Below are 19,995 nucleotides of genomic sequence, written 5' to 3'. Positions count from 1 at the left end.
TTGTTTGGTGCGCCTAGCGGCATACAGTTATTTATTTCTCAGTGGAGTCAGAAGAACTATTATTTGCAATTTGCTCATCCGTCACAGATCCCTGGCGGTAGCCGCTGCCTGGTTCCTGTTTGGAGTCTTTCTTTGGAGCATCCGGCTTTTTGTCTCCGGAAGTAGAAGAGGTTTCTTTGGACGGACCGGAGCTTCCGGAATTGCTGTGGCTGCCGGAGCTTCCGTTGGAACTGCTGCTATCATCGCTGGAAGAATCTTCGGATGAGCCGGTGCTGGAGTCAGAGCTTCCGGAATCTGGCGTCCTGCTGGAGCTGGTGGCTGTTTTTTTCGTCTTTTTGGAGGAGCTGTTCTGGAAATCGTCCCAGCTTTCGTTATCGAATTCATCGGAAGCCGCGGTCTGGCGGCTCTGAGCGATGCCGTTTAACGTCCAGGCGCCGTCTGCGTTTACAGTGTAGCCGTCCGGTGTCGTGGTGGAGGTTAGAAGCCAGCCTTCGGCGTCGAAATAGTAGCATTCGCTGACGCCGTCCTGGTTGCCGTCGATCCAGCGCCAGCCATTTGCCGCCCAGGTGTTGTCACCGTTGTCGTACCACCAGCGGGTAGCATTGTCACCAGCTCCATTTTTCCAGCTTCCTGCCATCGCCGGGAAAGCGACGGAGAGGGAGAGAAGACCGGTTGTTAAGCCTGCTAAAAATAAGCGTTTATTAATCATAAAGTGAAATCTCCTTTATTTCTCCTGCTTAAATGTATGTCCCATATAATAGGATAATTCTGCCGCACTGTGGCGGACCTGATCCTGCAGGTGCAGAAGATGTGTGTCATCTTCAATACGGGAATACGGTGCGATGATTCCGACCGAAGCGGAAATGCGTCCGTCAATACCGTAAATGGGAGCACCGATCCCGACTGCATCCGGGACGTATTCGCCGTGGGAAACGGCAATGCCCTTTTCACGGATGGTGCGGAGTTCTTCTGCCAATTCTGCGGGATCCGCCTTTGGGAATGCCTCAGGACGGTTTAAGCGTGTGTCCAGATAGCGGCGGATGTATTCGTCGCTCTGGAAAGCCAGAAGCGCCTTGCGGATCGCACCGCAGTGCAGATCCATCTCATAGCCAAATTCTTCGACGACCTTGAGGTGGTTCGGACCGTCCGTTTTGTCAAGTACCAGTCCCTTGTCGCCAACCTGGATGATCAGATAGGAATCCTCACGGGTACAGTAGGAGAGGTTCTTGAGAATCGGAAGCGCCGCATCCTGAATCCGCACATTGTCAGCCGCCGCCCGACCGAGAGAGATGAGGGCGGGACCAAGCTGGTAGGTGTGCGCGTGTTCATCGCGGATCACGTATTTTTTTTCACAAAATGTCTGCAAAATCCGGTGGATTGTGCTGGGCGGAAGCCCGGTTGATTCGGAAAGTTCTGCGATGGAATATTTGTGGTTGGCTTCTTTTAAAAGTTCCAGAAGTTCCATCGCGCGGAGAAGACTTTGTATCATGCAAAGAATCCTCCTGTGTTATTCTGTGATTTCCTCAACCGTCACGGTTGTGCTGTCATCCGGGGCTGCGTCGGAATCTTCTTTCTCGGAAGAAGATTCGCCGTCCTCGGAAACCGGAGCATCTGCGCGGACGGTTTCTGTTTTGACTGGTTCTTCGGAAGAGACATCTGCATCAGCCGGAGCTTTTTCGCTTTCCTCAGAATGTTCAGAAGTTTCCTCTGGAGTCTCAGCCGGAGCTTCCTTTTTCTCCGGATTTAAGGAAACATAGCTGCGTTCGGAGGCAGCTGTATCAGAAGCCTTGGAAGCTTCTTTATCGCCGGCATCGTCAAAATCATCGAAATCATCTTCAAAGTCGTGGAAATCCTCATCCAGTTCCTTGTGGAATGATTTATACTGTAAGACGTAAGAAACACCAGCTGCTGCAGCGCCGACGATAGCTGCCAGTGTCAGTAATTTACCAAAATGTTTTTTTGCCATGGTTGATACTCCTCTCTATACGATTCGATATCCTTATTGTAATACGAAACGCCTAAAAAATAAAGGGAATCTTTTGTGAACAACGGGAAGTGTGTGAATCACGTGTTACGGGGTACGTATGCGTGAACAGTAACACAGGGGCGGTAATTATGTACAGGAAGCATGAGAAAAATGCTTGTTGTCATACCGGAAATCATGTAGAATAAAATTATATATTTGCTAGGTGGTGATAAAAATAAAATGATGAATTTGAATACAAAGATGACGGCGCAGGAATTGGAACAAATGATTGCACAGATGGAAAGGATATTTACGGTTGTACGTATTTTAGATAAAGATCTACTCCATAAGATGGACGTGAGGAACGGGGAACTCCGATCCGAGGACTGCAAATGCTATTCGTTCTGGGAAAAAGGAAAGAATTGTGAGAATTGTGCGGCACAGCGCGCGCTTGCGATGAAGGGACAGTGCATGAAGCTTGAATTTATCGGTCTGAAGATGTATCAGGTCATCGCGAAGTATCTGGAGGTGGATGGAGTTCCCTGTGTGGTGGAGATGATTTCCTGTCTGGATGATGAGACACTTCTTGACGCAGAGGGAAGAGAAGCACTCGTTAAGAAATTTGCACACTACAGGCGCGAGCTGTATGCGGATGCACTGACGAGGAGCTACAGCCGGAGATATTTTGAAGATCAGTTAAAAGAGCAGCGGATGGATGCCGGTATCGCGATGCTCGATCTGGATGATTTTAAGACCTACAATGATATATATGGGCATGTGGCGGGCGATAAAGTGCTGGTGACGGTGTCGGCGGCGATTATAAGCTGTATCCGTAAGACGGACCGCTTGGTGCGTTATGGCGGGGATGAATTCCTGCTTGTGATGCCGGGCATCAGTCTGGAGGCATTTGTTGAGAAGCTGCATCGGATACAGGATCTGATCTGCAACATGAGTGTTGAAGGATATCCGCAACTGAAATTGTCAGTCAGCATCGGCGGTACGCTGACGAACGGGGAGACAGTCGGGAAGGCGATGTGCCGGGCGGACGAATTTATGTATCAGGCGAAGACCTCCAAGAACATGATTGTGACTGAGAAAGATGGACAGTGGACACCGGAGGAGATCGTGGTAGCCGGGCGGCGCAATGCGAGTCGTTACCGCATTTTGATCGTGGACGATTCGGAGATGAACCGTATGATTCTCTCAGAAATGCTGAAAGGCGAATTCGAGATTCTGGAGGCAGAAAATGGTTCAGCATGTCTCGACATGCTGAACCGTTATGAGACGAAGATTTCCCTGATTCTTCTCGATATCGTCATGCCGGGGATGAACGGCTTCGGGGTTCTGGAATACATGAACCGCAACAACCTGATCGGGGATATCCCGGTTATCATGATTTCGGGCGAAGATTCGGGCGAGGTCATCAAGCAGGCGTATGAGTGGGGAGTTTCTGATTATATCAAGCGCCCGTTCGATATGGAGGTTGTACACCGGCGTGTCTTAAATACGATCAAATTGTATGCGAAACAGCGCCGCCTGGTGGCAATGGTGACGAACCAGGTTTTTGAGAAAGAGAAGAATAGCCGGATGCTGATCAGTGTTCTGAGCGAGATCGTGGAATTTCGAAATGGCGAGAGCGGTATGCACGTACTCAATATTAATATATTGACGACGATGATTCTGGAACAGCTCGTCAAGAAGACGGACAAATACCCCTTGTCCTGGTCGAACCGGATGCTGATCAGCACGGCATCATCCCTGCATGACATCGGAAAGATCGGAATTGACGAGAAGATTTTGAATAAACCGGGTCGTCTGACGCCGGAGGAGCGTAAGATCATGGAAAAACATACAGTGATCGGTGCGGACATGCTTGCGAATCTTCAGATGTATGAGGATGAGCCGCTGATGAAAGTGGCGTACCAGATCTGCCGTTGGCACCATGAGCGCTATGATGGAAAAGGATATCCAGATGGTCTAAAAGGGGAGGAGATCCCGATCTCAGCGCAGGTGGTGGCGCTGGCGGATGTGTATGATGCGCTGACAAGTGAGCGCGTCTATAAAAAGGCTTATTCTCATGAGGAGGCGGTGCAGATGATCTGCAACGGAGAGTGTGGTACATTTAACCCGCTCCTGCTTGAGTGCCTGTGTGAGATTCAGGATCCTATTAAAAAGGAGCTGCAGGAGGCAGCATACCGGAGTGAGATGAGTGATCCGGAGCGAAAAAATAAGAAATTTGAACATTATGACAATTCACAGAAGAAGTTTTTCGGCGCGGTGACGCAGGCGATTGAAAAAGAGTATGGAACTGCGGGCGAGGAGCTGAGCCGTATGAAAACTGAGGAAGAGAAATAACAGGAGGCTGTCATGACAATTCAGGAATGCTACAAAGAAATGGGCGGGGATTTTGAAGGAGTTCAGAAACGCTTTGGAGGTGTGGCGCTGGTGGAAAAATTTGCCATCAAGTTTCTGAGCGATTCCAGCTTTCAGGATCTGGAGGATGGATTAAAAGAAAAGGATGCGGAGAAAGCATTCCGCGCGGCACATACCCTGAAAGGAATCTGTCTGAACCTGGGCTTTGATGCTTTCTATGAGGTAAGCGCAGCGCTGACCGAAAAACTGAGAGGCAGAGAACTGACCGGATACGAGGCAGATTTTGCATCGGTAAAAGAGTGTTATGAGAAAACGGTTGCGGCGATTAAGGCATTTGAGGAGAGCAATTAATAGAACGGGGAGAAATGGAATATTTCAGTTCTCCCCGTAAAATTTACTAAAATTTTAGCACTCAACACTTGACGGTGCTAACAGAACGTGTTATAACATACTTCGTAAGAAGAAGATACATATCTGATTACGAAAGAAAAGCAATCAGATGGAATAAATTTGGATGGATAAGGAGGAGCCAATAATGAAGTTAACACCATTATTTGACAGAGTTGTATTAAAGCAGTTAGTTGCAGAGGAGACGACCAAATCAGGTATCGTTCTTCCGGGTCAGGCAAAAGAGAAACCGCAGCAGGCAGAGGTAATCGCGGTTGGTCCTGGCGGAGTGGTAGATGGAAAAGAAATCACGATGCAGGTAAAGGTTGGCGATAAAGTTATCTATTCGAAATACTCAGGCACAGAAGTTGAGCTGGACAATGAGAAATATGTCATTGTAAAACAGAATGATATTCTGGCTGTTATCGGTTAATCGATGGGCAGGATGTCTGGAAGACAGATGCTGATCGGAACGTTTATTCAAGAAAATTATGGAGGTTGATAACCATGGCAAAGGAAATTAAATATGGCGTAGAAGCCAGAAAAGCCCTGGAAGCGGGCGTAAATCAGTTAGCAGATACCGTAAGAGTTACATTAGGACCGAAAGGCAGAAACGTAGTTCTGGATAAATCCTTCGGCGCTCCGCTCATTACCAACGATGGTGTGACCATTGCGAAGGAGATCGAGCTGGCAGACCCGTTTGAGAACATGGGCGCACAGCTGGTGAAGGAAGTAGCAACCAAGACCAACGATGCAGCTGGTGATGGTACTACAACCGCAACCGTCCTGGCCCAGGCGATGATCAACGAAGGTATGAAGAACCTGGCAGCAGGTGCTAACCCGATCATCATGAGAAAGGGTATGAAGAAAGCCACAGATGCAGCCGTAGAGGCAATCAAAGGCATGAAGAAGGACGTTAAGAGCCAGGCAGATATCGCAAGAGTCGCTGCTATCTCTTCCGCTGATGAGGAAGTAGGCCAGATGGTAGCAGACGCGATGGAGAAGGTTTCCAAAGACGGCGTTATTACCATTGAAGAGTCCAAGACTATGAAGACCGAGCTTGATCTGGTAGAAGGCATGCAGTTTGACCGTGGCTATGTATCTGCATACATGGCAACTGATATGGAGAAGATGGAAGCTGTTCTGGACGATCCGTACATCTTAATTACCGATAAGAAGATCTCAAACATTCAGGAGATTCTGCCGCTGCTGGAACAGCTGGTACAGTCTGGTTCCAAGCTGCTCATCATCGCTGAGGACATTGAGGGCGAGGCGCTGACCACCCTGATTGTCAATAAGCTGAGAGGTACTTTCACCGTTGTTGGTGTGAAGGCTCCGGGTTACGGCGACAGAAGAAAAGAAATGTTAAAGGATATTGCAATCCTGACCGGCGGTACTGTTATTTCCGAGGAACTGGGACTTGAATTAAAGGATACCACCATGGACCAGCTTGGTCGTGCGAAATCCGTTAAAGTTCAGAAAGAGAACACCATCATCGTAGATGGCTGCGGCGATAAGAAAGCTATCGCAGACCGTGTGGCTCAGATTAAGGCTCAGATTGAGGAAACCACTTCTGATTTTGACCGTGAGAAACTGCAGGAGAGACTGGCTAAGATGGCTGGCGGTGTAGCCGTTATCCGTGTTGGTGCAGCGACCGAGGCTGAGATGAAAGAAGCTAAGATGCGTATGGAAGATGCCCTGTCCGCAGCAAAGGCAGCTGTTGAGGAAGGCATCATCGCAGGCGGCGGATCTGCATATGTTCACGCAGCAGCAGAAGTTCAGAAGGTAGTAGACGGACTGGAAGGCGACGAGAAGACCGGCGGCCGTATCGTCCTGAAAGCTCTGGAAGCTCCGCTGTTCCACATCGCAGCAAACGCAGGTCTGGAAGGCTCTGTTATCATCAACAAGGTAAAAGAGTCCCCGGTAGGCGTAGGTTACGATGCTTACAATGAGGAATACGTAGATATGGTAGAAGCAGGCATCCTGGATCCGGCAAAGGTAACCAGAAGTGCCCTGCAGAACGCAACCAGCGTTGCATCTACCCTGCTTACAACCGAGTCCGCAGTTGCCAACATCAAAGAAGATGCACCGGCAGGTCCGGCAGCAGGCGCTGGCATGGGCGGCATGATGTAAGTAAGAAAGCCGGAAAATGACGGAAGATGTTACATCAGAGATGCAGTATCGAATGTAGAAAATAAAAATGGTAATTTATAGAAAGAATCTCTGACAGGCAGCTGCCAGGGGAGAGAAGGACTGCTATGCGAAGGTGTGGCAGTCCTTCCTTTTTGGTAAAAAAATTGGCAGGGAAATGAGGCTAAGGATGACTGCATTATTAATACTTATCTGATTGGTATTATTTATAAGATGCGCTAATTAAATGGCGTAAGTAAATTCTATCGTCAACCCCTTTATTCTCCGGTTGACATATTTCAAAAAACTTGCTAAAATCAATTATTAACATCAGACAGTTTTCAATGTCCAGTGTTTAAAATTTACGAAAGTGAGGGTAATATAATGGGTAAGATTATTGGCGATGGCATTACATTTGATGATGTCCTGCTTGTGCCGTCCTATTCTGAGGTTATTCCGAATCAGGTAAACCTGACGACACATCTGACCAAGAAGATTCAGCTGAACATCCCCCTGATGAGTGCCGGCATGGATACGGTTACAGAGCACCGCATGGCGATTGCAATGGCAAGACAGGGTGGAATTGGTATTATTCACAAGAACATGTCGATCGAGGCGCAGGCTGAGGAGGTCGATAAAGTAAAACGTTCTGAGAATGGTGTAATCACTGACCCGTTTTATTTATCCCCAGAGCATACATTAAAGGATGCGGATGAGCTGATGGGCAAGTTCCGGATTTCTGGTGTTCCGATCACAGAGGGAAGAAAACTGGTTGGTATTATCACAAACCGTGACCTCAAGTTCGAGGAAGATTTCTCCAAGAAGATTAAAGAGTGCATGACTTCTGAGCATCTGGTTACCGCTCCGGAGGGCATCACCCTGACGGAGGCAAAGAAGATTCTTGCCAAGGCACGTGTCGAGAAGCTTCCGATCGTGGACAAGGATTTTAACCTCAAGGGTCTTATTACTATCAAGGATATTGAGAAACAGATCAAGTATCCGTTCTCTGCAAAGGATGCACAGGGACGTCTGCTCTGCGGCGCGGCAGTAGGTATCACTGCAAACGTGCTGGATCGTGTGGAAGCCCTGGTGAAAGCAAAAGTAGACGTAGTTGTTCTTGACTCTGCACATGGACATTCTGAGAATGTTCTTCACTGTGTCAGAATGATCAAGGAAGCATATCCGGATCTGCAGGTAATAGCAGGTAACGTAGCGACCGGAGAGGCAACAAAAGCTCTCATCGAGGCAGGCGTTGACGCGGTCAAGGTTGGTATCGGACCGGGTTCCATCTGTACGACCCGTGTCGTAGCAGGTATCGGCGTTCCGCAGATCACCGCTGTTATGGACTGCTACGCAGTTGCCAAAGAGTACGGCATTCCGATCATCGCAGACGGCGGTATCAAGTATTCTGGCGATCTGACGAAGGCGATCGCAGCAGGCGGCAGCGTCTGCATGATGGGTTCCATGTTTGCAGGATGCGATGAGAGCCCGGGAACTTTTGAGCTGTACCAGGGAAGAAAATACAAAGTATATCGCGGCATGGGTTCCATCGCAGCGATGGAGAACGGCAGCAAGGATCGTTACTTCCAGAGCGATGCGAAGAAACTCGTTCCGGAGGGTGTAGAAGGACGTGTTGCATACAAGGGAATGGTAGAAGATACCGTATTCCAGATGCTCGGCGGTCTGCGTGCTGGTATGGGTTACTGCGGCGCATCGGATATTCCGACTCTTCAGGAGACCGGACGTTTCATCAAGATTTCCGCAGCATCCTTAAAAGAGAGCCATCCGCATGATATCCACATCACAAAAGAGGCTCCGAACTACAGCGTGGATGAATAAAAATTGGATAGCATAAGCAATCGATAAGATTGTAAACGATATAAAAGCGGCGTTTCTGCTTCAGCAGGGATGCCGCTTTTTTGGCGGGTTACTGTTCACGCATACGTGCCCAGTGACGGAATTTGCCGTGGCTTCGCATTTAAATACGGCAAATTCCTGCTGCCACTACGTTTTCTTACGGCACTTTCGGTTCCAAAAGTGCCTACCCGTGAACAGTAACTTTGGCGGATTCTTTTTCTCAAACTCTTGTGAAAAAACCGGGGATACGGTATAATGATACATTAGAATAGTAGAAATATAACAATTATGCAGGAAAGACTGTGGATATTCAGAAAACGATTGCAGCGGATTACGAAAGGGATATTTGCGATACCGAGGCAGCAAATCGGGCGTATCAGACGGATAGAAACAGGTAACAGGAGGATTAGTATGACCAGAAGAGAACTGAGAGAACATTGCTTTAAGCTGCTTTTCTGTGCGGATTTTTACCCGACGGATGAAATGCAGGAGCAGGTGGATGTATATTTTACAGAGCCGAAAGAGGAGGACGATGTTCCGAGCGGAATCGGCGATATCATCCATAATCCGATGTTAGACACCTTTGACGGCGGATACGTAAAGAGCAAGGTTGAGAAAATTCTGGATGTGCTTCCGGAGCTTGACAAGGCAATCGATGGGGTTGCACAGGGATGGACTACCCGCCGTATGGGCAAGGTGGAACTGACGATCCTGCGCCTGGCATTATACGAGATCAAGCACGATGACGATGTACCGGAGAAGGTAGCGATCAATGAGGCGGTCGAGCTGGCGAAGAAGTTCGGCGGCGATGATTCACCGGCATTTATCAACGGCATTTTAGCGAAGCTGGTATAAGCGATGGCTGGCGTATATTCGGTTTCGCAGGTTAATGCATACATTAAGAATATGTTCGCACAGGACTTTGCCCTGAACCGGATTTCGGTCAAGGGCGAGGTTTCTAACTGCAAATATCATACGTCCGGTCATATTTATTTTACCTTGAAAGACGGTCTGGGAGCGATGCAGGCAGTTATGTTTGCCAGTAGGCGGAAGGGACTTACGTTCCGTCTGGAAGAAGGACAGCAGGTGGTCGTGAAAGGTAGCATCGAAGTGTATGAGCGGGATGGAAGATACCAGCTCTATGCCAGCGAGATCACGCTGGACGGCACGGGCGATTTATTCCGGCGCTTTGAAAAACTGAGAAATGAATTAGAAGAAATGGGAATGTTTTCCCCGGAATATAAAACGCCGATCCCAAAGTATGCAAAAACGGTCGGTATCGTGACGGCGAGCACCGGCGCAGCAATCCGGGATATTATCAATATCTCGGGACGGCGGAACCCTTACGTGCAGCTTGTCCTCTGCCCGGCACTGGTGCAGGGAGCAGGGGCAGCGCCGAGTATCGTGCGGGCGATCCAGACCCTGGATGCACTGCATCTGGATGTGCTGATCGTCGGGCGCGGAGGCGGTTCGATTGAGGATCTGTGGGCGTTCAATGAGGAGAGTGTGGCGCGGGCGATTTTTGCGTGCCGGACGCCGGTAATCTCGGCGGTCGGGCATGAGACAGACGTTACGATCGCGGACTATGTGGCGGATCTGCGTGCTCCGACTCCTTCGGCGGCGGCAGAACTGGCGGTTTTTGATTACCACCTGTTTGAGCAGCAGTGCATTGCGGCGGCACAGCAGATGACGAAGCGGATGGAGCAGAAGGCGGAGCAGTATGCCTATCGTCTGGAGCAGTTTCGTCTGCGCCTGCATCTCCACAGTCCGCAGAGCCAGTTAAATGAGAGACGGCAGTATCTGGAAGATGCGAGAGTTAAGATGGCGCGCCAGATGGAGAAAAAGGTGTCCGATCTGCGCCATCGTCTGGAACTGGTGTGCAGCCGGATGGATGGTCTCTCCCCGTTAAAAAAGATAAGCGGCGGATATGGGTTCGTGACGGATGCAGATGGAAAACGTGTGGAGACAGTGACAGGATTGCAAGCTGGGGATACGCTGACCGTCCGTCTGCCGGATGGACGCGTGGAGGCGGAGATCCGGGAGGTTTATCAGGAAAACCTGCCTGGGTAAAAAAGTGGTTCATTGTGTTGCGTGTGAATCATAACAGAGAGATTTGAGAACACGTTTTCTTTCAGGAAAGATTCCGAGAGTATATTAGATAAAACAGGAGGCAGGATCGATGGAAGAAAATAAGGAAGAACTTTCGATCGAGGAAATGTTTGACCGTCTGGATGGCATTATGCGGACGCTGGAGGACAGCCGCAGCACGCTGGAAGAATCGTTTGCGTCCTATGAGGCGGGAATGCGTCTGGTCCGCGCCTGCAGTGAAAAGATAGATAAGGTTGAAAAACAGATTATGGTCGTAAACGGCGAGGAGACGGAGGCGTGACAGAGATGGAAAATGCAAAGGAACGGCTGGCACAGGCAGTCAAGGAAGCGGAAGAGATTGTATATTCTTATCTTCCGGCAGAGGAAGGGCATCAGAAAACGATCTTTGAAGCGATGAATTACAGTGTGAAGGCAGGCGGCAAACGCCTTCGTCCGATTCTGATGCGTGAGGTATACCGTCTGTTTGGCGGTCAGGGAAAAGAGATTGAGCCGCTGATGGCGGCGATCGAGATGATTCATACATCTTCCCTGATTCATGACGATCTTCCATGTATGGACAATGACGAGTACCGCCGTGGAAAAAAGACGACCTGGGTTGCATATGGGTATGATATGGCAGTTCTGGCGGGAGATGCCCTTCTGATCTACGCGATCGAGACGGCGGCAAAGGCATTTGCGATGACGCCGGATGCGGCAAAGGTGGGACACTGTATCCAGATTTTATCCGAAAAAACGGGTATTTACGGCATGATCGGCGGTCAGACGGTGGATGTGGAACTGACGAATCAGCCGATTCCGAAGGATAAGCTGGATTTTATCTACCGTTTAAAGACGGGAGCACTTTTGGAGGCGTCGATGGTGATCGGAGCCGTGATGGCGGGCGCGAGCGAAGCTGAGTGCGGGACAGTAGAGCGTATGGCGGCGGCGATCGGTCTGGCGTTCCAGATCCAGGATGATATTCTCGACGTTACCAGCAGCCAGGAGGTGCTTGGAAAACCGGTTCTGAGCGATGAGAAAAACAATAAAACCACTTATGTGACATTGGAGGGAATCGAGAAATCGAAGCATGATGTCAAACAGCTTTCGGAGACGGCGGTTGATATCCTCTATTCCCTGCCTGGAAAGAATGAATTCCTCGAAGAGCTGATCGAGATGCTGGTCAGCCGTGAAAAATAAAAAATCCAATCGAAGACCGGGGACGACAGCGGATGTGGAAAACGGTTTGGGGGATGAAAGAATGGTATTAGATACGATAAAAGGACCGGAGGATGTAAAACGGTTGAGCGAGGAAGAACGCAAGGAGCTGGCGGCGGAAATCCGCGAGTTTCTGATCGAGACGACAAGCCGGACAGGCGGTCATTTGGCGTCCAATTTAGGTGTGGTGGAACTGACGATTGCAATGTTCTGCGCGCTGAATCTTCCGAAGGATAAGATTATCTGGGATGTAGGGCACCAGTCCTATACGCACAAGATTTTAAGCGGGCGGAAGGATAATTTTGATGGGCTGCGCCAGTATGGGGGACTCAGCGGTTTCCCGAAGCGGAAGGAAAGCCCGTTTGATGCGTTCGACACGGGACACAGCTCGACTTCGATTTCGGCGGGGCTTGGTATGGCACAGGGGCGCGATCTGCTGGGCGAGGATTATTCGATCGTTTCCGTCATCGGGGACGGCGCGCTGACCGGCGGCATGGCGTATGAGGCGCTCAACAATGCGGGACGGCTCAAGACGAATTTTATTATTGTTTTAAATGATAATAATATGTCCATTTCGGAAAATGTCGGCGGTATGTCGCGGTATCTGAATAATCTTCGTGCAGATGAGGGCTACAATCTGTTGAAGAAGAATGTGGCGGGCACGTTATCGCGGATCCCGATGATCGGTTCGGATCTGGTCGGCACGCTGCTCCGGACAAAGAACAGCATCAAGCAGCTTCTGATTCCGGGCATGTGGTTTGAAAATATGGGAATCACGTATCTGGGACCGGTGGATGGACATGATATTAAGGGGTTGATCCGTATTTTCAGCGAGGCGAAAAAGATCAACCGCGCGGTGCTGATCCATGTGATTACGAAAAAGGGCAAGGGATACCGTCCGGCGGAGAAGAATCCGTCGGCATTTCACGGAGTTGAACCATTTGATATTGAAACGGGAAAACCGCTCCGGAAAAAGGAACATCCGGGCTATACAGATGTATTTTCCAGAGAAATCTGCCGTCTGGCAGCGGAAAATCCGAAGATTGTGGCGGTGACGGCGGCGATGCCGGATGGAACGGGGCTCAAACGGTTCTCGAAAGAATATCCGGACCGCTTTTTCGATGTGGGAATCGCGGAGGAACACGCGGTTACCTCGGCGGCGGGTATGGCGGCAGCCGGTCTGAAACCGGTGGTGGCGGTGTATTCGTCCTTTTTACAGAGGGCATATGATCAGGTCATTCACGATGTCTGTATCCAGAATCTTCCGGTTGTGTTCTGCGTGGATCGCGCGGGACTGGTCGGAAGCGATGGGGAGACGCATCAGGGTATTTTTGATCTGACATTCCTCTCCTCTGTGCCGAATATGAGCGTGATGGCGCCGAAAAACCGCTGGGAACTGGAAAAGATGCTGCAGTTTGCCATCTCCTACGATGGACCGATTGCGATCCGTTATCCGAGGGGCGAGGCGTACCGGGGTTTGAAGGAATTTCTGGCACCGGTCGAGTATGGCGTCAGCGAGATGTTGTATGAGGAGAGAGGGACGGCGCTTCTGGCAGTCGGAAGCATGGTCAGCACGGCAGAGCATATCCGGGAGAAATTAAAGAGTGCCGGGCAGCCGTGTACGCTGGTCAACGGGCGGTTTGTGAAACCGATGGATACCGACGTGATCGACCATCTGGCAGGAACGCACCATACGATCGTGACACTGGAGGAAAATGTCCTGCGCGGCGGTTACGGCGAGCGGGTGACGGATTATGTACAGAAGCATTATCCGCAGATCAAGGTAGTTAATATAGCGCTGCCGGATGCCTACGTCGAACACGGAAATGTGTCGGTGCTCCGGAATGAGCTGGGAATTGACAGTGATTCGATTCTGGCGCAGCTGAAACGTGAAGGTGTGCTGGAGACTGACGCGGAAGCATGATGGGAAACAAAAGAGTGGCAGCAGCGGAAGGAAGAACATAGAATGAAAGAACGGTTAGATGTACTTCTCGTCAAGAGAGGTCTGGCAGAATCCCGTGAGAAGGCGAAAGCGATCATCATGTCCGGGATTGTATATGTAGAAGATCAGAAAGAAGACAAGGCGGGTACGACCTTCGATGAAAATGCGAAGATCGAGGTACGTGGATCTACCTTAAAATATGTGAGCCGCGGAGGTCTGAAACTGGAGAAGGCGATGACGCATTTCGGAGTGACGCTGGATCAAAAGGTCTGTATGGATGTCGGCGCGTCCACAGGCGGATTTACCGACTGTATGCTGCAGAATGGTGCGGTCAAGGTGTTTTCGGTCGATGTAGGACATGGACAGCTGGCGTGGAAACTTCGCAATGATCCGCGTGTGGTCTGCATGGAGAAGACAAACATCCGTTATGTGACACCGGAGGATATCGGCGAGCCGGTAGATTTCTCTTCGATCGACGTTTCCTTTATTTCCCTGACGAAGGTTTTAGGTCCGGTCAAGGAGATTTTAAGCCCGGGCGGCGAGGTGGTTGCACTGATCAAGCCGCAGTTCGAGGCGGGACGTGAGAAAGTCGGAAAGAAGGGCGTTGTCCGCGAGAAGAGCACGCATCTGGAGGTCATTCAGATGGTGATGGCATATGCGGCAGAGATCGGTTTTGAAATTCGGAATCTGGAATTTTCCCCGATCAAGGGACCGGAGGGAAATATCGAGTACCTCCTGTACCTGCATAAACCGGAGCAGGCATCGGAGGAAACTGTGACTGGTGAGGAAGCACTTGCAAAAGCGGAAAAAGAGTGTCCGGTTTCACCGGAACAGGTTGTTGAGGAAGCTCACAGGGAGTTAGACAAAACATGAGAAATTTCTATCTGATTGTAAACCGCGAAAAGCCGCGCGTAGAGGAGGCAGCCGGTCTGATTTGCAGCTTTTTTGCGGAACAGGGCTGCCGCTGCATTCGTCTGGATCGCCATGATGGACTTCGCAGGGACGCAGAAGTGGCTGCGGCATACCGCTATACCGATCGCCGGACGGTGCCGGAGGATACAGATTGTGTGATTTGTCTGGGCGGTGATGGAACGCTGATTCAGGCGGCGCGTGATCTGGCGGGACGGAAGATTCCACTGTTTGGCATCAATATGGGGCATCTGGGGTATCTGACGCAGATCGGGCATGAGGAGGACATTCTGCCTGCCATGCGGGATCTGATGGAAGATCACTATCGTCTGGAAAGCCGGATGATGCTCAAGGGGTGCGTGATTTCAGGCGGGAAGGTCGTCATGGAGGATATCGCGTTGAATGATATCGTCCTGAACCGTATGGGAATCGATGCGTTCCGGTTTGAGCTGGCTGTCAATGGACAGCTGTTTAACGAGTATTCGGCGGATGGCATGGTGGTTGCGACCCCGACCGGTTCGACGGCATACAACCTGTCAGCGGGCGGTCCGATCGTGGCGCCGGAGGCGGATCTGATGGTATTGACACCGCTCTGCCCGCATTCACTCAATTCGCGCAGCATCGTTCTGCCGCCGGATAACCATTTGAGCCTGCGGATTCAGACGACCGGGCGGACGAAGGTTTCGCTGAGCTTTGACGGCGATACGGTGGTTGATATTGAGCCGGGTGATACAATCGAGATAGCAAAATCAGAGATCGAGACGACATTGATTCAGCTCAAACAGGTGCCATTTTTGGAAAATATACGGAACAAAATGAAACAGATATAAAAGGAGTCAGAGCCATGAAAATGGAACGTCACAGCAAGATTGTGGAATTGATTGGAAAATATGAGATTGAAACGCAGGAAGAGCTGGCGGAATATCTGAATAAAGAGGGATACAATGTCACGCAGGCAACGGTTTCCAGGGATATCCGGGAGTTAAAGCTGTCTAAGATCCAGACAGAAAACGGCGGACAGAAATATGCGGTTTTCCATCCTCAGACGGCGTTCAATGATAAATATACCCGTATTCTGCACGATAGCTTCGTTTCCATGGATATGGCGCAGAACATCCTTGTCATCAAGACGGTGTCAGGCATGGCGATGGCAGTCGCGGCAGCGCTCGATGCCATCCATTTTTCAGAGATTGTCGGCTGCATCGCCGGGGACGATACGGTCATGTGCGCAGTCCGTACGGTGGACGATACGATCGTGCTGATGGACAAGATCCGCAAGCTGATTGCGGGATGAGGTAAGGTGGGTTCACGCATTTTTTGCGGGAACCGCTGATAAGGAGGAACGGAAAGCGGATGCTTTATCATTTACGAGTGAAAAATCTGGCTCTGATCGATTCGGCGGAGGTGGAGTTCGGGGACGGACTCAACATTCTGACCGGTGAGACGGGAGCCGGAAAATCGATCATCATCGGTTCGGTCCAGATCGCGCTGGGCGGAAAAGCACCGAAAGAGATGATACGCCGGGGCTGCGACAGCGCCTACATTGAACTGGTTTTCTCCATCGATGATGAGAGAAAGCGCGAGCAGCTGAAGGAACACGATGTTTACCCTGATGAAGAGGGAATTTTAATCATTTCTAAGAAAATCACACCGACCCGGAGCATCAGCCGCATCAACGACGAGACGGTAACGGCTGCAAGGCTGCGGGAGATCACGGGTCTTCTGATCGATCTGCACGGACAGCATGAACACCAGTCGCTGGTGAATGCGTCAAAACATCTGGAAATCCTCGATGCGTATGGCGGGGAGAAACTTCTCCCATTCAAACAGAATACGGAAGCTGCCTATCGCTTGTATATGCAGTTAAAACAGAAATGTGCCGCATTTGCATCCGATCAGGAGACGAGACTGCGGGAGATGGATTTCTGCCGGTTTGAGATCGAGGAGATTGAAAATGCCGCGTTAAAGGATGGCGAAGAGGAAAAGGTGGCAGCCGATTTTAAGCGGTTTTCCAATGCCAGACGGATCGCTGAGAGTCTTTCACAGGCATATGACGCGGTGTCCGGCGATGCGGTGTCGCGGGCGTTCCGTGAGATCGATGGTGCGATGGCATTTGACGAGGGATTGAAGGGGATCCGTGACGAGCTGTGCGATGTAGATTCCCTTCTTTCAGATCTTTCCAGGGAGATTGCCGGATATATGGACGATATGACCTTTGACGAAGCGGCATTTCAGGAGACACAGGAGCGGCTTGACCTGATCCGGAGCCTGGAAACCAAGTATGGGAAGACGATTCCGGAGGTACTTCAGGCGTTGGAAGAAAAGAAAGCGCGACTGCAGGAACTGGAGAATTACGATGAACTTCGGGAACAGGCGGAAAAAGAACTGGAACAGGCGGAAGCAGTACTGAAAGAACATTCCGAGGCATTGTCAGCAGCGCGTAAGCAGTTTGCCGGGGAACTGGTGGAGAAGATCGCAGACGGGCTTCGGGAACTGAATTTCCTTGATGTGCAGTTTGAGATGGAGTTTAGGAGGCTGGATCATTTCACAGCGGGCGGTATCGACGAGCCGGAATTCCTGATTTCCACGAATCCGGGCGAACCGGTTCGGCCGCTCGGTATGGTGGCGTCCGGCGGTGAGCTGTCGCGTATCATGCTGGCAATCAAGACGGTGCTGGCGGAGACCGATCAGGTTCCAACGTTGATTTTTGATGAGATTGACACCGGTATCAGCGGACGGACTGCACAGATGGTATCGGAGAAGCTGCGGATCCTCTCCAAATGCCGTCAGGTCATCTGCATCACGCACCTGCCGCAGATCGCAGCGATGGCGGACCAGCACTTCGAGATCCGCAAATCCGCGTCCGATGGACGGACGGCAACCTCCATCCGCGCTTTAGACCGCGAGGCGATGGTGGACGAGCTTGCGAGACTGCTGGGCGGCGCGGAGATCACCGAGACCGTGCGGCAGAATGCGGAGGAGATGAAGAAGCTGGCAAAGAAGCGGAAGCTGGAGGTGTGATTATAAATTAAATATAAGATTCGGATTCAGAAAAATGTCGCGTAAGGCGGCATTTTTTTGATCCCCAGATACCAATTAGGTCGAAGTTTGACCGTTTGCGTCGAAGTGGTTTTGGAATAGATGCATATATGATAAAGTTAAAATAGAAAGTATTGGGGATAAAAATAGCAAATTTGAGTTTTTGTTCCATAGGACGCAATTTTTTATGAAATAAGAAAAAGTCATATGAGGGGAGGGATAAACATAAGAACGGCAGAAATCTTAACTGGAACAAAGACATTTCAAAAAGCAAAAACATGTATTTATAATACGGATGGAATGCCCGTTTATGTGGATATTCCGACCGAATATGGAAAAACATGGTTGAAGGATCTGGTCACAGGAAATGCATCTATCTGTCTTGAATTGGATCAGGAGTTAAAGACAGTGGATGAATGGATTACATGGCTGGAACGAATCTGTCAGAAAACGCAGGCTTTGGGAAGCGGTATGTCTACGGCGAGATTTCTGCTTTCGCCCCATGTGCTTTTGTATTTTATCGGAATTGTGATTCCGGTGGTTGCAGGCGGCTATTTTCTTGCCTACCTATACCCGCTGCTGGGTGAAAACTTAGGAATTTCAGAGACCAATATCGGATATTCATATCTGCTGAACGGTGTATGCATCATCTGTCTGGGCGGCTTCCTGACGAAACAGCTGACGCGCAGGCTGGGGCAGAAGGGTTCTCTGGCGCTGGCAGCGGTACTCTATGCGGGGGCATTTTTGATTTACGCAGTCTGGCCGGGAATCTCGACTTTGATGGTACTTCTGGTCCTTTTAGGAGCTTCCGACAGCTATGGACTTCCGGCGCAGTCTACATACTATACAGATATGAAGGAAGTACAGGCGTATGGGTACGATAAAGCGATGGGGGTTTACAGCCTGTTTGAAAACATGTCACAGGTATTTGGTTCTTTTATTTTCGGCATTATCTATGTCAATGGAGTGACAGTGGGACTGACGATCGCGGGCGGCGTGATTTTTGCCGCAGCTGTACTTTTCTTCCTCTTTGGTGAGAAAGTAGATGCAGGGGAGGAGAGCAACGCATGATAAAATTTGAACCATTGACACCGGAGAAGCTGATTGGTCTGCAGCCGTATTTTTCGCTGCGCCCGACGGACTGTGCAGAATCCCATTTTGCCTATCATCTGCTCTGGAGACCTTATTATGAGACAAAATACTATGCGGACGAAAAGGGGCTTGTGTGGCTTTAGAAGATCGATTATGATGAGCAGGCGACGATGGTCCCGGTCTGCGGCCTGGGGCATATGCGGGAAAACTTTGACCGTCTGCAGGCATATTTCACAGCAATCGGTGTGAAAATGCATATGTATCTGGTGGATGAGGCGGCGCTTGGAGCGATTCGTCCGGATCCGGAGCGCTATGAGGTGCTGGAGGATCGGGACAGCTTTGACTATATTTATTCCGGGGAAGAAATGCGTGTTCTTCCCGGAAGAAAATATTCAAAAATGAAAAACCGGATTTCGCGATTCCGTCTGGATTACGGGGAAACGGCAGAGTTTGTGATCCTGAATCCGGAGGATGAGGGCGAGATACGGACGTTTCTGGAACGCTGGTCTAAGAATAAGGAGAGCGACGATGATCTGAACCGGCTGGACAGCGAAGAACAGGGGATCTTTGAGACAATCCGTTTTGGACGCGAGGCGGGGATCACGATGGCGGGAGTCCGGATAGGAGGAACTTTGGAAGCATTTTCGATGGGAACGATGAATCAGGAGAGAAATATGACTGTTACCCATGTGGAAAAGGCGAATCTGGAGTTACGCGGGCTTTATAATTACCTGGAAAAAGAATTTTTAACGCACGTTTATCCGGAGGCGGAATTTGTAAACCGGGAAGACGATATGGGACTTGAAAATCTCAGGCGGACGAAAGAGAGTATGCATCCGGTTCGCCTGGAGAAGAAGTATACGATTTTAGAGCGATAATCATAAAGATTAGAAAAACAATGTTTTTGGAATATAAAGTACAGAAAGAATTGTTTTGGTAGTGTTTCGGATAAGAATGATTGGAACGAGGCAGCCACCGGATAAAAAATATCGGGCGG

At 50.0% G+C, this 19,995-nt stretch carries 20 protein-coding genes; 17 read left to right on the top strand and 3 right to left on the bottom strand.

Annotation, left to right across the window (positions count from 1 at the left end; genetic code table 11):
* Positions 1-31: 31 nt before the first annotated feature.
* Genes DW739_RS04050 through DW739_RS04040 form a run of 3 tightly spaced genes read right to left on the bottom strand, consistent with a single transcriptional unit; the run spans position 32 to position 1,966 of the window.
* Positions 32-709 (bottom strand): choline-binding protein, encoded by a 678-nt coding sequence (locus DW739_RS04050; protein ID WP_118742665.1) that lies wholly within the window; start codon positions 707-709, stop codon positions 32-34.
* 15 nt (positions 710-724) lie between these two features.
* On the bottom strand, positions 725-1,489 hold the full coding sequence (locus DW739_RS04045; RefSeq protein ID WP_117796391.1) for an IclR family transcriptional regulator: 765 nt from the start codon (positions 1,487-1,489) through the stop codon (positions 725-727).
* Positions 1,490-1,507: 18 nt separating this feature from the next.
* Entirely contained in the window at positions 1,508-1,966 is a 459-nt protein-coding gene (locus tag DW739_RS04040; RefSeq protein ID WP_107000298.1) for a hypothetical protein, read from the bottom strand.
* Between the two features lie 240 nt (positions 1,967-2,206).
* Between DW739_RS04040 and DW739_RS04035 the strand changes: the two genes are divergently transcribed.
* From DW739_RS04035 to DW739_RS03960, 17 genes are all read left to right on the top strand, one after another.
* Entirely contained in the window at positions 2,207-4,321 is a 2,115-nt protein-coding gene (locus DW739_RS04035) for a diguanylate cyclase (protein ID WP_333490942.1), read from the top strand.
* 12 nt (positions 4,322-4,333) lie between these two features.
* Entirely contained in the window at positions 4,334-4,690 is a 357-nt protein-coding gene (locus tag DW739_RS04030; RefSeq protein WP_107000297.1) for an Hpt domain-containing protein, read from the top strand.
* A gap of 184 nt (positions 4,691-4,874) precedes the next feature.
* Positions 4,875-5,159, top strand: coding sequence for a co-chaperone GroES (locus tag DW739_RS04025; protein WP_022359940.1), 285 nt, complete (start codon positions 4,875-4,877; stop codon positions 5,157-5,159).
* A 74-nt stretch (positions 5,160-5,233) separates the two neighbouring features.
* On the top strand, positions 5,234-6,859 hold the full coding sequence (gene groL, locus DW739_RS04020) for a chaperonin GroEL (protein ID WP_022359939.1): 1,626 nt from the start codon (positions 5,234-5,236) through the stop codon (positions 6,857-6,859).
* A 381-nt stretch (positions 6,860-7,240) separates the two neighbouring features.
* Positions 7,241-8,695: an IMP dehydrogenase gene (gene guaB, locus DW739_RS04015; RefSeq protein ID WP_022359938.1), complete on the top strand. Its 1,455-nt coding sequence runs from the start codon at positions 7,241-7,243 to the stop codon at positions 8,693-8,695.
* A 429-nt stretch (positions 8,696-9,124) separates the two neighbouring features.
* Positions 9,125-9,568 carry a transcription antitermination factor NusB gene (gene nusB / locus DW739_RS04010; RefSeq protein ID WP_107000295.1) on the top strand — a complete coding sequence of 148 codons (444 nt, stop codon included), beginning with the start codon at positions 9,125-9,127 and terminating at the stop codon, positions 9,566-9,568.
* Between the two features lie 3 nt (positions 9,569-9,571).
* A complete protein-coding gene (gene xseA / locus DW739_RS04005; protein ID WP_118742664.1) occupies positions 9,572-10,783 on the top strand; it encodes an exodeoxyribonuclease VII large subunit in 1,212 nt (403 codons plus the stop codon).
* Positions 10,784-10,892: 109 nt separating this feature from the next.
* Positions 10,893-11,102, top strand: coding sequence for an exodeoxyribonuclease VII small subunit (gene xseB, locus DW739_RS04000; RefSeq protein WP_107000293.1), 210 nt, complete (start codon positions 10,893-10,895; stop codon positions 11,100-11,102).
* Positions 11,103-11,107: 5 nt separating this feature from the next.
* Positions 11,108-11,998, top strand: coding sequence for a polyprenyl synthetase family protein (locus DW739_RS03995; protein ID WP_022359934.1), 891 nt, complete (start codon positions 11,108-11,110; stop codon positions 11,996-11,998).
* A 61-nt stretch (positions 11,999-12,059) separates the two neighbouring features.
* Positions 12,060-13,940 (top strand): 1-deoxy-D-xylulose-5-phosphate synthase, encoded by a 1,881-nt coding sequence (dxs, locus tag DW739_RS03990; RefSeq protein ID WP_118651340.1) that lies wholly within the window; start codon positions 12,060-12,062, stop codon positions 13,938-13,940.
* Positions 13,941-13,982: 42 nt separating this feature from the next.
* Positions 13,983-14,831, top strand: a complete 849-nt coding sequence (locus DW739_RS03985; protein ID WP_107000291.1) for a TlyA family RNA methyltransferase — start codon at positions 13,983-13,985, stop codon at positions 14,829-14,831.
* Positions 14,828-15,697, top strand: coding sequence for an NAD(+)/NADH kinase (locus tag DW739_RS03980; protein WP_022359931.1), 870 nt, complete (start codon positions 14,828-14,830; stop codon positions 15,695-15,697). Before DW739_RS03985 ends, DW739_RS03980 begins: the two co-directional genes overlap by 4 nt.
* A 14-nt stretch (positions 15,698-15,711) precedes the next feature.
* On the top strand, positions 15,712-16,161 hold the full coding sequence (gene argR / locus DW739_RS03975; protein ID WP_022359930.1) for an arginine repressor: 450 nt from the start codon (positions 15,712-15,714) through the stop codon (positions 16,159-16,161).
* A gap of 59 nt (positions 16,162-16,220) precedes the next feature.
* Positions 16,221-17,888: a DNA repair protein RecN gene (gene recN / locus DW739_RS03970; protein WP_118626925.1), complete on the top strand. Its 1,668-nt coding sequence runs from the start codon at positions 16,221-16,223 to the stop codon at positions 17,886-17,888.
* A 318-nt stretch (positions 17,889-18,206) separates the two neighbouring features.
* Positions 18,207-18,977: an MFS transporter gene (locus tag DW739_RS03965; RefSeq protein ID WP_207665574.1), complete on the top strand. Its 771-nt coding sequence runs from the start codon at positions 18,207-18,209 to the stop codon at positions 18,975-18,977.
* Positions 18,974-19,141: a hypothetical protein gene (locus DW739_RS14845; RefSeq protein ID WP_182427927.1), complete on the top strand. Its 168-nt coding sequence runs from the start codon at positions 18,974-18,976 to the stop codon at positions 19,139-19,141. The genes DW739_RS03965 and DW739_RS14845 overlap by 4 nt, the downstream gene beginning before the upstream one ends.
* 27 nt (positions 19,142-19,168) lie before the next feature.
* Complete coding sequence (locus DW739_RS03960; protein WP_118742662.1) at positions 19,169-19,876, top strand: phosphatidylglycerol lysyltransferase domain-containing protein; 708 nt, start codon at positions 19,169-19,171, stop codon at positions 19,874-19,876.
* Positions 19,877-19,995 lie beyond the last annotated feature (119 nt).

This window comes from Clostridium sp. AM28-20LB, from assembly GCF_003480665.1.
In the GTDB taxonomy this organism is placed as follows: domain Bacteria; phylum Bacillota; class Clostridia; order Lachnospirales; family Lachnospiraceae; genus Otoolea; species Otoolea fessa.
Note: the sequence above shows the minus strand (reverse complement) of the source record. Positions and strands in the feature narration are given on the sequence as shown.

Excerpts from the sequence above, each read along its gene's own strand:
- DW739_RS04050 (WP_118742665.1), bottom strand. The coding sequence starts at position 709 with ATGATTAATAAACGCTTATTTTTAGCAGGCTTAACAACCGGTCTTCTC.
- DW739_RS04045 (WP_117796391.1), bottom strand. The coding sequence starts at position 1,489 with ATGATACAAAGTCTTCTCCGCGCGATGGAACTTCTGGAACTTTTAAAA.
- DW739_RS04040 (WP_107000298.1), bottom strand. The coding sequence starts at position 1,966 with ATGGCAAAAAAACATTTTGGTAAATTACTGACACTGGCAGCTATCGTC.
- DW739_RS04035 (WP_333490942.1), top strand. The coding sequence starts at position 2,207 with ATGATGAATTTGAATACAAAGATGACGGCGCAGGAATTGGAACAAATG.
- DW739_RS04030 (WP_107000297.1), top strand. The coding sequence starts at position 4,334 with ATGACAATTCAGGAATGCTACAAAGAAATGGGCGGGGATTTTGAAGGA.
- DW739_RS04025 (WP_022359940.1), top strand. The coding sequence starts at position 4,875 with ATGAAGTTAACACCATTATTTGACAGAGTTGTATTAAAGCAGTTAGTT.
- groL (WP_022359939.1), top strand. The coding sequence starts at position 5,234 with ATGGCAAAGGAAATTAAATATGGCGTAGAAGCCAGAAAAGCCCTGGAA.
- guaB (WP_022359938.1), top strand. The coding sequence starts at position 7,241 with ATGGGTAAGATTATTGGCGATGGCATTACATTTGATGATGTCCTGCTT.
- nusB (WP_107000295.1), top strand. The coding sequence starts at position 9,125 with ATGACCAGAAGAGAACTGAGAGAACATTGCTTTAAGCTGCTTTTCTGT.
- xseA (WP_118742664.1), top strand. The coding sequence starts at position 9,572 with ATGGCTGGCGTATATTCGGTTTCGCAGGTTAATGCATACATTAAGAAT.
- xseB (WP_107000293.1), top strand. The coding sequence starts at position 10,893 with ATGGAAGAAAATAAGGAAGAACTTTCGATCGAGGAAATGTTTGACCGT.
- DW739_RS03995 (WP_022359934.1), top strand. The coding sequence starts at position 11,108 with ATGGAAAATGCAAAGGAACGGCTGGCACAGGCAGTCAAGGAAGCGGAA.
- dxs (WP_118651340.1), top strand. The coding sequence starts at position 12,060 with ATGGTATTAGATACGATAAAAGGACCGGAGGATGTAAAACGGTTGAGC.
- DW739_RS03985 (WP_107000291.1), top strand. The coding sequence starts at position 13,983 with ATGAAAGAACGGTTAGATGTACTTCTCGTCAAGAGAGGTCTGGCAGAA.
- DW739_RS03980 (WP_022359931.1), top strand. The coding sequence starts at position 14,828 with ATGAGAAATTTCTATCTGATTGTAAACCGCGAAAAGCCGCGCGTAGAG.
- argR (WP_022359930.1), top strand. The coding sequence starts at position 15,712 with ATGAAAATGGAACGTCACAGCAAGATTGTGGAATTGATTGGAAAATAT.
- recN (WP_118626925.1), top strand. The coding sequence starts at position 16,221 with ATGCTTTATCATTTACGAGTGAAAAATCTGGCTCTGATCGATTCGGCG.
- DW739_RS03965 (WP_207665574.1), top strand. The coding sequence starts at position 18,207 with ATGCCCGTTTATGTGGATATTCCGACCGAATATGGAAAAACATGGTTG.
- DW739_RS14845 (WP_182427927.1), top strand. The coding sequence starts at position 18,974 with ATGATAAAATTTGAACCATTGACACCGGAGAAGCTGATTGGTCTGCAG.
- DW739_RS03960 (WP_118742662.1), top strand. The coding sequence starts at position 19,169 with ATGGTCCCGGTCTGCGGCCTGGGGCATATGCGGGAAAACTTTGACCGT.